The organism is Caloramator mitchellensis, assembly GCF_001440545.1.
Lineage (GTDB): Bacteria > Bacillota > Clostridia > Clostridiales > Caloramatoraceae > Caloramator > Caloramator mitchellensis.
The window spans coordinates 258,765-271,595 of record NZ_LKHP01000001.1 but is presented as its reverse complement, the minus strand read 5'-3'; the positions used below and the strand labels follow the sequence as shown (position 1 = coordinate 271,595).

10 protein-coding genes are annotated in these 12,831 nt (G+C 30.1%); 2 read left to right on the top strand and 8 right to left on the bottom strand.

What is annotated here, in order from left to right:
- Position 1: 1 nt before the first annotated feature.
- From ABG79_RS01285 to ABG79_RS01270, 4 genes are read right to left on the bottom strand one after another with little or no spacing between them, the layout of a single operon-like run.
- Entirely contained in the window at positions 2-334 is a 333-nt protein-coding gene (locus ABG79_RS01285) for a DRTGG domain-containing protein (RefSeq protein WP_057976305.1), read from the bottom strand.
- A 2-nt stretch (positions 335-336) separates the two neighbouring features.
- Positions 337-1,563 (bottom strand): [Fe-Fe] hydrogenase large subunit C-terminal domain-containing protein, encoded by a 1,227-nt coding sequence (locus ABG79_RS01280; protein WP_057976303.1) that lies wholly within the window; start codon positions 1,561-1,563, stop codon positions 337-339.
- A gap of 11 nt (positions 1,564-1,574) precedes the next feature.
- A complete protein-coding gene (locus ABG79_RS01275) occupies positions 1,575-2,000 on the bottom strand; it encodes an ATP-binding protein (protein WP_057976301.1) in 426 nt (141 codons plus the stop codon).
- Complete coding sequence (locus ABG79_RS01270; protein WP_057976299.1) at positions 2,000-2,350, bottom strand: hypothetical protein; 351 nt, start codon at positions 2,348-2,350, stop codon at positions 2,000-2,002. The genes ABG79_RS01275 and ABG79_RS01270 overlap by 1 nt, the downstream gene beginning before the upstream one ends.
- A 145-nt stretch (positions 2,351-2,495) precedes the next feature.
- Between ABG79_RS01270 and ABG79_RS01265 the strand changes: the two genes are divergently transcribed.
- Positions 2,496-3,755, top strand: coding sequence for an NAD(P)-dependent oxidoreductase (locus tag ABG79_RS01265; protein ID WP_057976297.1), 1,260 nt, complete (start codon positions 2,496-2,498; stop codon positions 3,753-3,755).
- Between the two features lie 77 nt (positions 3,756-3,832).
- Here the strand turns inward: ABG79_RS01265 and ABG79_RS01260 are convergent, their stop codons facing one another.
- Positions 3,833-4,135 (bottom strand): Dabb family protein, encoded by a 303-nt coding sequence (locus tag ABG79_RS01260; RefSeq protein ID WP_057976295.1) that lies wholly within the window; start codon positions 4,133-4,135, stop codon positions 3,833-3,835.
- A gap of 124 nt (positions 4,136-4,259) precedes the next feature.
- On the opposite strand from ABG79_RS01260, the gene ABG79_RS01255 reads away from it, so the two are divergent.
- The gene (locus ABG79_RS01255; RefSeq protein ID WP_057976292.1) at positions 4,260-6,170 is read left to right on the top strand and encodes a BMP family ABC transporter substrate-binding protein; all 1,911 of its coding nucleotides are present in this window, start codon (positions 4,260-4,262) and stop codon (positions 6,168-6,170) included.
- A 36-nt stretch (positions 6,171-6,206) separates the two neighbouring features.
- On the opposite strand, the gene ABG79_RS01250 is transcribed toward ABG79_RS01255, so the two are convergent.
- The 3 genes from ABG79_RS01250 to ABG79_RS01240 form a co-directional block, all read right to left on the bottom strand.
- A complete protein-coding gene (locus ABG79_RS01250; protein ID WP_057976290.1) occupies positions 6,207-6,794 on the bottom strand; it encodes a metallophosphoesterase family protein in 588 nt (195 codons plus the stop codon).
- A 72-nt stretch (positions 6,795-6,866) separates the two neighbouring features.
- Entirely contained in the window at positions 6,867-10,169 is a 3,303-nt protein-coding gene (locus ABG79_RS01245; protein ID WP_057976288.1) for a DUF5057 domain-containing protein, read from the bottom strand.
- Between the two features lie 13 nt (positions 10,170-10,182).
- The gene (locus ABG79_RS01240) at positions 10,183-12,831 is read right to left on the bottom strand and encodes a pilus assembly PilX N-terminal domain-containing protein (RefSeq protein WP_057976285.1); all 2,649 of its coding nucleotides are present in this window, start codon (positions 12,829-12,831) and stop codon (positions 10,183-10,185) included.

The following is a 12,831-nucleotide window of genomic DNA, read 5'->3' as shown; positions in this document are numbered from 1 at the left end:
ATTAAATCCCCAATTTATTTAATTCAATTCCAATTTCGAAAGAATTTAATGATGTCTGCATAACAGGTATATTTTCATTCTCAGCTTTTTGAAGAGTTATTTCTTCAACTTCAATATTTTCTGGTATAATAATACAAGAAAATTCAAGCAATGTAGCAACTGCAACAACATTAGGATGGACCTGAACTGTTATCCATGCATTTCCGTTTTTACCATGTGACATTACCCAGCTTAAAAGGTCGCAAATATATACTCCTGTTACCTCTCTGCCAAGCCCATTATTGCCTGCCAATACTTTAAAATTTAACTTTTCAGCAATATCCTTAACTTTCATCCTCATACCTCCGCTTGAATAAATTTGCAATCTTCAATCCTCGCTAATCCCTTCACAACATCTTCTGCGAATGCTTTGCAAGATGGTGAACCACATAATCCGCAGTCTGTTCCTGGCAATCTGTTGATTATTCTATTCATAGTTTTAATCATCTTTACTGCACTTTCGAAATTATCAGCCAATCTTATATGTGTAGAATCTTGTTTTTCACTGCTAATAAATTTATTTTCTATATTATTGTAGGCATCAATTTTATAGCTAAAATCAATTTTTTCAATTATTTTTTTGCTGATTCTTTCAGCATTGTATGGGTTTTCTACAAGAAGTAGACCTCCAACGCACCCATTTGGACACGCATAAGCTTCTACAAAATCCACATCTTCTATTTTGCCATTTTCAATATCGTCAAAAACCTTAATCACGTTTTTAATTCCATCAACTGAAATATAATCATTAACGCCTATGGCCTTACTTTGTCCTCCTGAATACGCCCATAAAAGCCCAGTTCTTGAAACGCTATTATTTTCTTTTGAAACTGCATTTTTTCCTATTATTTTATGAATCTTAGGATAAATTTCGCTAATTGCTATTGCACCATCAATCATTATATTGTTGTTTTTTTTCATTTCACTAATCTTAGTTACCCAGCTAGGGCAGGGTGTTAAGAAAAAAATGCCTATCTCTTCATTCTTATAACCCATCTCCTCGTATTTTTCACGAATCAGTAAAGATGATATTTCTATAGGAGTAATCATTCTAACAAGATGTTTTTTTAAACTTGGAAAGTTGTTTTCAATCAACCTAATAACTGATGGGCAAAGCGTTGAAATTGCAGGTTTTTCTACTTTTCTCAATTCCTTTCTTAGTATCTCAGATTCTATATCGCATGCATAAGTAATGTCAAATACTTCATCAAACCCCAAAGTTAACAGCGCCTCATTTAATATATAAGGGTTACTTTCTCTTCCAAACTGTGAATATAATGTTACAGATGGAATTGCAACCTTTATCTTATACTCCAATATATCTTCAAGTTTGTTTTTTATTGAAATATGAGCGCTGTAAGGACATACTTTTATACACTCACCGCAGTCGACGCATTTTTCATTATATATTACTGCTTTGCCATTCTTTATTCGTATTGCTTCAACCGGGCAATTCATTAAACATTTAGTGCATCCTATACATCTTTCTTCTATTAGTCCAACAGAGTGAAAAAATTCCTTCATATTATCACCTTTTAATTAAAATAGACTACAATTTTTATTTCAGTAAACTTTCCTAACTCAGATTTTATATAAAATTCATCGCTGCTTCTTTTAATATTTGGAAGTCCCATACCTCCTCCAAATCCCATCTCTCTTGCTACATCCGATGCTGTAGAATATCCTTCCTGCATTGCAAGCTCAATATTGGCAATTCCAGGTCCTTTATCCAATGCAGTAATTTCAATTTTATCGCTATAGATTTTAGCCTCTATATATCCTCCAACGCTATGAATAACTATATTCATTTCAGCTTCATAGCATGCAACGCATATTTTTTTTATTATGTCTTGCCTTATTCCAATCTGTTGTAACATTTTTTTTATTTTACTTGAGGCTTCTCCACCCCTAATAAAATCTCCGCTTTCGACATCGTATCTTACACCTAAAAGTTCCTCCATTATTCAATGTCAGCTCCTTTTAATCCATTAGTAAATAATATCCCACATGCTGTGAACATGGTTAATTTTGTTGCCATTAAGCATATACCTTTTTCCTTTGCGAATCCAATTACATTTTCATCTGGCCTTTTGTTCCTTACATAAATTATGCATTTTATATCAAGCATCTCAGCTGTCCTAATAGCTTGAATATTTGTTAGACCAGTTAATAAGACTAATTCCTTATTTGCTAGTGCTAAAACATCGCTCATCAAGTCCGATGCAAAGGCCGAATCCGTTTCAATTATAAGCATTTCTTCATTGCACAAAACTTCTGCCTTAAGTAATTCTTTTACATTTATTAACTTCATCATCATTCCCCCGTCTATACAATCTATTATAATATTATTATTTTTCTGAATATTTTTCAATGTCAATTTTTTGTCATTTGTATAAATGTTGACAGGGTGTCTTTAATTTTGTATATTTAATATAAATTTTAATAGAGGTGAGGGTATGTCAAAACATGTTATAGATGAAGCCAAAAGATGTCTTCAATGTAAAAATCCAAGATGCAAAATGGGCTGCCCTGTTAGTACGCCTGTTAATGATATGGTAAGGCTTCTGTTAGAGGGCAAAATAATTGAGGCAGGTGAAATGCTTTTTGAAAACAATCCTTTGACTTCGGTTTGTTCTCTTGTTTGTCCTGTAGAAAAATTCTGTGAAGGCAACTGTATACTAAATCATAAAAATAATCCCATTCAAGTAAGCTCAATTGAAAATTACATATCCGAATATTATCTTAGAATTCTTAATGAAAAGCCAAATGTGCATCCTGAAAGGAGAATCGCTGTAATAGGTTCAGGCCCTGCAGGAATTACAATCGCTATTATGTTAGCCCGTTCAGGATATAATATTACAATTTTCGAAGCTCACGATAAAATTGGCGGAGTCTTAAGATATGGTATACCAGATTATAGGCTTCCAAAAAATATACTTGATTTACTAAAGTTAAAGCTATTAAACATGGGAGTAAAGATACGTCCAAATACCCTGATTGGTCCTGTAATTACCCCAGAAAATCTTTTCAGGGATGGATATAAGGCAATTTTTATAGGCACTGGAGTTTGGAATCCAAGGCCTTTAAGAATAAAGGGCGAGAGTCTCGGCAACGTTCATTATGCTATTGATTATCTTAAGAATCCTGATGTTTATGATTTAGGCAATAAAATAATAGTTATAGGAGCAGGTAATACTGCTATTGATGCTGCAAGAACAGCTCTTAGAAAGGGAGTAAGGGAAGTAATAATAATGTATAGGCGTGGTGAGGAAGATATGCCTGCCAGCCGTGAAGAAATTGAATACGCCAAAATTGATGGAGTAAAATTTGAGTTTTTTAAATCCCCACTTGAAATTGTTGATAACGGAGTAAAATATATAAAAACTCAGAAGGAATTTTTAAACGAAAAGGATAAGATTACAGAAACTGAAGGCTCAGAAGGTTTTTTAGATGCAGATTCTGTTATCATTGCAGCAAGCCAGGGTCCAAGGGCAAACATAGTATCAAATACCACTGGCTTGGAAATAAACAATAGAGGCTTGCTCCTAACTGATGAATATGGAAGAACTACAAAGGAAGGTGTATTTGCCTCTGGCGATGTAGTAACAGGTGCTAAAACAGTTGTAGAGGCCGTAAACCTATCTAATAGGGTTGCAAAGGCGATTGATGAATTCGTCCGAGAAAAATACCCTGAACTTTTTATTCAAAAAATTTGATTTTAAATCTTTATATATTTAAGGGCTGTCTCATTATAGACAGCCCTTAAATTTTCATAGCAGCATACAGCTTATGTTTATATTTTATAATCAACTACATATCTTGCATCTCGAATTTTATTAATAAATTCTCCAACTTTTAAATGTTCTGGATGCTTACTATAAGTTTCCAAATCCTCATTTGTTTCAAATTCAGAATAGAGTGCCACATCAAATGCAGCATCAGATTCAGTAAAATTAATTCCTACTTCTAATTTTTTTATCACACCGATTTTGTCAATAAGTTCTTCAAGCATGGATTTCATTATTTCAATGTTCTCTTCTTTTGTTTTACCCTCAGCAAAATCTTTTAGCTTCCACATAACAATATGTTTTACCATTAGTTTCACCTCCACAAATATTTTAACATAAATTAATATTGTAGTAACAGTTTCTTTACAAATTTTATTTGCTTTGAATATATAGCTGTGATATATTATTAAAAAAATTATAAGAGGTGAACTTATGCGAACTGTAAAGGCCGAGGAACATTATATAAATGCCAGAAAATTAGCACTGAGAGAATATGCAAAAAATGCTTCCCAAGGTCAATCAGGTTATTTACCGTCCTTAGAAGGTATATTAAAAAATACAGAAATTCTGTCTGAAATAAATATCGGTTTAATTGAAATTCCTTTAAAGAAGATAGTAGGAACCTATACTTATCTTCGCAGCAGATCCTTTTCTAAAAATTTCATGCCTATTTTAAATATAGATACAGAATTTCAAAAAAAATGGTGTAATTTATGTAGTGCTCATATGGAAGAAGGAATAAGAGAACCTATAAAAGTTTATGAGTATTTAAACTGGTATTATGTAATCGAAGGAAATAAAAGGGTTAGTGTTTTAAAATATTTTGATGCTTACTCCTTTCATGCATATGTTACAAGGTTAATACCAAAATACGATGAATCTAATTTAGATATTAAAATATATTATAAGTTCATGAACTTTAATAAAATAACAGGAATTTTTTCTATTTATTTCACTAAAGAAGAAAGTTTTGATGAATTACTTAACATATTAAATGACTATAATCCTCAAAATACAGGTTTTGAAGATTCAAAATATAGGTTTTTTGAAAAAAACATTTATATGACCTTTAGAAGAATCTATTTGTCTATGGGAGGCCAAAAGATTCCTCTAACAACGGGTGATGCATTTATTGAATATTGCAAGCTTTATGGAATACCTGATAATTTGAATGAAGAAATACTGAGTCAAAGGATTAAAAGCCTTTTACCTATACTAAATTCATTGGCAAATATTGAAGAGGTTGAAGTTCAAACATCACCACCTGAAAAGGCTCAGAATTTTCTCACAACAATAAGCACATTAGTTATGCCTAAAAAGAACATAAAAGTTGCATTTATCAATGCATCGTCTCCTGATACTTCAGGTTGGACTTACTCCCATGAATTAGGAAGACAATTTATTCAAGACTTATATTCTGAACAGATTTTAACACAATCCTTCAATAATACTCCAATAGATGAAACTACTTCTTATGATGCAATTAAGAATATAGCTGCACGTGGATTTGATGTTATATTTACTACCAGTCCAATATTTTTACATGCAACAATTAAATGTGCCCTCGAATTTCCTGAAATAAAATTTTTTAACTGTTCAGAATACCAGCCATATATAAATGTAGGTAATTATTTCGGCAGAACCTACGAACCTAGATTTCTAACTGGGATAATTGCAGGTGCTATTACTAAAACGAACATTATAGGTTATGTAGCAACAAGTCCAACGCCAGAGGTGATAAGCTCTATAAATGCATTTTCTTTAGGAGCAAGGCTAGTGAATCCTTATGTAAAGGTTCTTGTATCTTGGACAAATGAGTGGTATAGCAAAGTAAAGAACGATGATGCTGACGATAAAATAATAAATGCAGGAGCTGATGTTGTTGCAAATATTACGATAGATGAATATCACCCCATTACAATGGAGTATGGTGTCTATTCGATGCTTACGACAATTGACCTAGATACAAAAAAGCCTTTAAACTATGTTGCTGCTCCAATATGGAGATGGGGAATTTTCTATGAGAAAATAATCGACAATATAATAAGTGGAAGTGCAAAGAGCGTTTCTGATATACTTGGTTCTTCTAACAGACTGGTTAATTTTTGGTGGGGGATAGATTCAGGGGTTCTTGATATTTATTATTCAAAGGATTTCGTTCCACTTGATACTCAAAAACTAGTTGAACATATGCGTAAAATGATAATTAGCAATATTTATCATCCCTTTACTGGTCCTATTATTGACATGAATGGAAACATTAAAGTTGAAAAGGACGATTATGCTTCAATCGAACAATTACTTAATATGGACTGGTTTGTTGAAAATATAGAAATTATTTAATAATAAGGCTGCTTTGGAAATTTCCTCTGCAGCCATTTAAATTTCAATTATATAATAATGAAAGGCATTTACTATTTTAGTATTCTTATATAATATTATTCTTTCTTGTTTGCCATAATTAAGATGGTTGTGACCATGAAAATGGTAATTAGGTTCGTATTTGTCTATAAGTTTATTAAACGCCTTAAATCCTTGATGACATAAATCATCTCCATCACCTAACTGAAAGGCGGCAGCGTGAGTTACCAATATATCAAATCCCTTATGCCACCAGATCCTCGGCATTAGTTTTGTAATTCTTCTTTCCATCTGTTGTTCTGTATATTGGAGCGTACTGCAATTATAATACTTGCTTCCACCAAGGCCTACTATCCTTAGACCTTTGTATAATATAAGTTTATCGTCTATACACTGACATCCTTCAGGAGGATTAATTAAATAATCCCCGTCATGATTCCCATGAACATAAAATAAAGGCGCCTTTATCATAGTTACTATAAACGATAAATATTCAGCTTTTAAATCACCACAAGAAACTACAAGTTCAATATCTTTAAATTTATCAGGATTAAAATAATCCCAAATGTATTTTGATTCTTCATCTGAAAGAAGCAGTATTTTCACTCTAACCCAACTTTCTATATAATTAGCTCAAATCATTTCCAGCTATTTTACGTTTTATCTTCATATCATATCTTATATAAGTTTAAATTTTCTAACCTTGAAATCAATTTTAATATTAGCCGGAATTTTTTGTTCAATTTCTTTTCCCTGATATTCATATCTTAATTTATTTGAATTTATTAGTTCTACACTTATAATTTCTATATTTTTTGATGTTGAAGTTATCTTCAATTTAATATTAACTTTTACTGGTTCATTTTTTCTTAGTGAATTTATTTTTATATAAATCCCATTAGGATTACTTGTAAATGATGCTCCAGTTACCTGAGCTACAGCAAACTTAGATTTTTGAGTATCCTTAAAAACTAATGGTATAGTTATATTGTTTAAATTATCAACGGCCGTATTTTTAACGAGCAATTCAAGTGAAATATAGTTATTGTTAGAATAAACAGTATTTAATTTGTTACTTAAAGATTTTAACGAAACGCTCTCTACTAAATCTGCTAATGTATTCAAATAGTAAATCTTACTCAATATATTGCCTGCTCTATCTTTAGCTTCAATTAATATTCTATATTCTCCTAATCCCAAATCCAAATTAGCAGATACACTAAAAGCACCATTTTTGATTGGTTGGCTGTTTATGCTTATAAAATCATTGTTCTCGTTTTTCTTTTGCAATGTTATACTGCCTTTAACTTCTGGATCTGCATCTTCTATAATACCGCTAATGGAGTTTATATTACCAATTAAAGAATTACTTTCATCGTTTAAACTAACAAAATTGCCATTTATGGTTGCTCCAAAATTTTTTAAAGTTGGTATAATTGTATCAATATATAATTTGCCGCTTACTGTTCTTGATACTCTGTGCTCACTGTTGTCGTGTCTTTGATATACCTCCACGGTATATGGTTTGTTGAAATCAACTGTATCGCTTATTTTAACATCAGAAGTAAATTGAAATCTTTCTCCACCCTTTTGTTTAATTTCATTTTTATCACTCGCTGCAATTATATTGCCATAATCATCTTTTATTGAAACATATATTTTATGTTGAGCATTATCTTTTGAGTCTCCTGTAATACCTTCTATGATAGGATAGTTGGTATTTTGAAATATTTTATAGTCCAATATAGGTTCTGGTTCAACAAAATCATCAACAACAGTTAAGTTTATTACTTTTTCTACGCTGGCTCCTTTTGAATCGTATAAAACTATCTTCATTTTTTTGTTTACATTGTTAAAATTAGTTTTATAATAAATGTTTTCAACATCTTTAATTGTTACAATTTCTCCACTCATTAATCCTTCTTTAGATGATTTTTGTAAATAGTTTCCATTCGAATCTTCGATGTATATTATAGCCTTAATATTTTTTCCGTCACTAAGGTCAAAATCATAGGGGATGAAGGAAACAGTTATTTTATCCGATTTAGTTGAAATAATCTCATTTTCAGCCGGAGTTATAACATCTATTTCTGGTTTATGGTTTGCAGCTAAGAAACTTTTTACCATTGTATTGATAAATAATTTTAATTCTTCAGGTGAATTTTCTGTTGAATATTTATGCCATGCATCATTTGAATTAGCAGCATTAGGTGTATGACCTGTTCCAGAATACGTAATATTAGCAGTCGAATAGGTATAATAGTAATTAAAAGAATCTGTAATATCTTTATTATATTGAGAATAATCAAGATTAAACCAAGGAATGACATTTTCATCCTCTAAATCTATTCCATAATATTGCATATGTGTTGTTCCAACGTTGATTGAATCATTTAAAACATAAGGGTATTGATTAATTAATCCATTATTAGCTTTTACTATTTTATTCACTGCCATGGTATTTGTATTAATTTTCGTTGCATAAATATCATTTGTATTAGTTTCTTTTAAAATACCACTATCTGCCCTCATAAGTGTATATTTAATGTATTTCCCTATTTCACTTAAATATCTAAAGTCATTACCAATTGTATCTTTATATCTGTTTCCATCATCATAAGCTTGACCAGCTAAACCAATAAAGTTCTTTTTCAAGTTTACAGCTTTGCCAACACCTTTATACCAAAAAGTGTCGTGAGTAAGCATTATGCCTAATCCTTTTTGTTGAAAATCCATAATGGCATTTAATGGCGCACCTACGCTTACATCTTTATCAAAAGCATCTTTAAAACCAAAAATAATCATATCATAGTTTGCATCTAGATTTCTATATTTTTCATACGATAAATTTGAATTTCCAAAAACATTATTATTAAACGTATCTAAAGTAAGTGTATCAATATTTAAGGTAATATCTCCATTTGCAATTTTAAACGTTTTAGGCGTGTTAATGTTATCCATTGATAAACCAAGACTACTGCTATTTTTCTTAAAGGCATCATTTAAAGAAAAAGTATTTCCCGGTTGTAATTGTAGAACATTCATTGCAATAGGTTTTCCCTTATATTTAATCATACCTTTAGTTGTATACTTAATTTTTGTCTCATATCCGTTAGTATCAAGAGCTATTAAATCCAACTTCCAGTCAATGCTTGCAGTAAACACATATGGAATCAGATATTCTATTGAAGTTAATATATTATATTCAAAATATGACTGTTCCAAAGATAATTCATTTTCATTAAACAGTGAATCACGATTATAATCAATATAGAGTTTCGCTTTATATTTCGATGAATCTCCATTTGTATTTTTTACCCTAAATGCAAAAACTAGTTTATCATTAGCCCTATATTCAACATTAGAATCAGGGAAACTAAAATATTCAAGTTGCAATCTTTTTTTTGAAGAAATATATTTATTATAAACATATGATATGAAGGTATTATAATTAAAACTCGAAATATTAACTTTCATATTATTATTCACATATGAATATAAATTTAGATATAATTTTGAACTGTTATCATTAAAGGCAGTTACATCAAATAGAACGCATTGCCCTGAATTTATCATGTCTTTTATTTTTTTTGCCCTCAAATTGGTTATATCATTATATCTTTTTGGTTTATCAGATGTATTCATACCAGTTGGATTAGAATAATCATCACCATTTACCAATCCATATTTACCTTTTGAAAAGTAAATTAAGTCATATTCACCGTTTATATCATTTCTCATCGAATTAAGTTGATTTAAAGTTATAGCATCTACTGTAATATTGGGAAATAGGGTTTTGTTGGATGATATAAAATTATTCAATATTTTAGTATCTTTATAATCAGGAACTATCTCAAGTATTCTAATAGTATCATAAATTGCTGGATAATTTGCATATACTGGTTTAATTTGAATTAAAAATGTTGACAAAAAAGTTATCAATACAATCGTCAATATGCTTAACTTTAAATTGTTTTTCATATCCTCACACCTCCTATTTAATTAAAATTTGACGTTTTTTAAGAACTTTGATATTCGATTTAACAGTTTCCTTAAATCCTGTATATATGTCCTTTTCATAAATTTTTGTAGGTAAAGTCCCTTTTGCAAAAAATCTGTAAAGCTTAAGGCAATCATCATAGTTTTCGCCCGCATTAAAGTAATTCATTAATTTCAATGAAGTTCCTATATCTGCCGACAAATCGATATTTCCTCCTTCAACAATTACATTTTCTCCTGCTATAATGTTTCCTTTTATTGTTTTACTGTCAGTTGAAGAGTTTTTTATTGTGATATTCTTTTTGCTAACAATTAAAACCTGATATTGGTCAAGGTCTAAATTGTCAGCGTTATATTTATATTTTGCAAGATCAATTTCAATATCATCACTTGTTACTTTAATAAAGATTTTGTTGTTTTTATCAACAATCTCAATATTTGGTGTATTCTCAAAATCCAAGTAATCCTCAAATTTTGTGCTATCTAATCCTTTATCTTTAAATAGCAACTTATTAACAACTTGCTTTTTTGTTGGTATTACAATATCTCTTATTAAGTTTGCTTTAATATTAGCTGGATTAGGGATGTCCCCCTCCGTGCCGAAAACCTTAAATGTATTATTTAGTTCATTTTTTATTATTTGCAAATCTTCGGCATAATTTTTTTGTTCTTCAGGTGCATTACTGTCAATGCTTGAATATTTATTATAAATATTCTCCATTGAATAAAGCTTGCCATCTGCGCTTAGTAAGAATGGGAAGTAGCTTGTCTCACCTGAATTTGAAACTTTAATATTATTCATTTTAATAATTGAACCACCATTTTCATTTGTTGCCAGATTGTATTGATAATCGTAAATTTCAGGATATATTTTTTGTCCTACAAGATAATGCAGTATAAATCCTAAAGTTCTATCAAAAAAGCTCAATCCATTAGCTGATTTATCTGTATTGAACATGCTTACTTCAGTTGACTCCTCATTCTGTAATATATAAGTATCATAGTCCGATGTTCCATCAGTTTTCCATTTTAAAATATTGTTTCCAATTTGAATTTCATCAATTAGATAATTATATGCAATAAAATTTGGGTTAATAGCTGCAGTTTCAAGGGTTCTATAAGATTTGTTTTGGTCGTCCTTTTTTTTAAAGTCTGCAACATATGCAGTTCCAAATAAAACTATATTTTTGCCAATTTCTATACTTCCTGTGTCGTCATTTATTACAATAGATGATGAACCTGTATAGTTTGAGTTATTAGTGTCACTTGTATATGTATTGTTTTCATTAGTTTCCAAATAGGCGTTTCCATCTGCAGTTTCAAAGGCAATTAAATCTTTGTCTATTTTAATCTTGCTATCGGTCCCATATATAGAAACATTGTCAGCTATATAAGCATTCCCTGTTATATTAATGCTAGCCCCTTCAGCCGTATCATCGGTTACAATTGAATGGCAATATATATCACCATTTATATTTAATTGCGAATCCTGGTTTATTACTCTTATAAATCCGCTGTTTAAAACATATTTATCATTTACTTCAGTTGCACCATCAACAATGCTTAAATCCCCTAAATATGCATTGCCATTTAAAATCATTTTACCTCTTGCTGTGTTAATATTTTCTGTTCCTAATAATGTATTTACAGATGCTTTGCTACTCGTTAAATTTTGCTTAGTATCATTATCTGTTCCAATTAGTATTCCTCCATAATTTTCAAAGCTCTTTAGCTCACTTAATTTATTTCCTGTTCCTCTTGCATATATATCTCCATTAACAATGAAATCATTATTTCCATTTACCACAAATAAATTTTTGCCTGCGATAAGTGCATAATCTAAAACACCATTATATCCTTTTTTAATCTTTTTATTGCTCAAATTTATACTATTGTAGTCTACTCCAAAAGGGTTTAATTCAATTGTTGTTAATAAAAATCTTTTAATATTGTTATCCTTCAATTGCACCTTCAGAAAAATAGTTTCCTTCAAATAGCCCTTTTTGTCTTTATTTAAATCCTCAAACTGTGACTTGTCAAAATTCATTGGAATAAGTTTCTTAAAATCCTCGTCTATATTATTTAGTTTTAGTATATCATTTAAAATATAAAATGAAAGAGTAACTTTTTGTGAAACATCTGGGTCGTTAAGTTCATTTATAATAAAATTATACCAATCATTCCATCTTTTATTTGAAATTTGGACATCATTTATATTTCCATTTTCATTTTTTATTATGGTTGACGAAATTTCTAATCGATTATCAAAAAAGTCCACTATTCTTGTATTAAATTCTTTTATAAATCTCTCCCTCATGTATGCTTCATAATCTTCCTTTGATAACTCACCTTTCATATATGAAGTATATTTTGAGTTGATTTCAATATCGTTTAAATTAGGTCCACCTGACGAATCAAAGCAAACATCGTTTGCCTGCTTTCTTGCCTCGTCAGCGATTTTATCGATGTAAAACAATACTTTTTCCATTCCTACATCTGAATAGTAAAATGCTAGATTTCTGCTGTAATAATTTGAACTTTGTCTTAATGATGCTAAGCTAATCTCCATAATACCAACGCTTAATGTAAATAAAACAGATAAAATTAAAACAACAAAAATAATTGCAGAACCTTTTCTTTTCAT

Excerpts from the sequence above, each read along its gene's own strand:
- ABG79_RS01255 (WP_057976292.1), top strand. The coding sequence starts at position 4,260 with ATGCGAACTGTAAAGGCCGAGGAACATTATATAAATGCCAGAAAATTA.
- ABG79_RS01285 (WP_057976305.1), bottom strand. The coding sequence starts at position 334 with ATGAAAGTTAAGGATATTGCTGAAAAGTTAAATTTTAAAGTATTGGCA.
- ABG79_RS01275 (WP_057976301.1), bottom strand. The coding sequence starts at position 2,000 with ATGGAGGAACTTTTAGGTGTAAGATACGATGTCGAAAGCGGAGATTTT.
- ABG79_RS01265 (WP_057976297.1), top strand. The coding sequence starts at position 2,496 with ATGTCAAAACATGTTATAGATGAAGCCAAAAGATGTCTTCAATGTAAA.
- ABG79_RS01240 (WP_057976285.1), bottom strand. The coding sequence starts at position 12,831 with ATGAAAAGAAAAGGTTCTGCAATTATTTTTGTTGTTTTAATTTTATCT.
- ABG79_RS01245 (WP_057976288.1), bottom strand. The coding sequence starts at position 10,169 with ATGAAAAACAATTTAAAGTTAAGCATATTGACGATTGTATTGATAACT.
- ABG79_RS01270 (WP_057976299.1), bottom strand. The coding sequence starts at position 2,350 with ATGAAGTTAATAAATGTAAAAGAATTACTTAAGGCAGAAGTTTTGTGC.
- ABG79_RS01260 (WP_057976295.1), bottom strand. The coding sequence starts at position 4,135 with ATGGTAAAACATATTGTTATGTGGAAGCTAAAAGATTTTGCTGAGGGT.
- ABG79_RS01280 (WP_057976303.1), bottom strand. The coding sequence starts at position 1,563 with ATGAAGGAATTTTTTCACTCTGTTGGACTAATAGAAGAAAGATGTATA.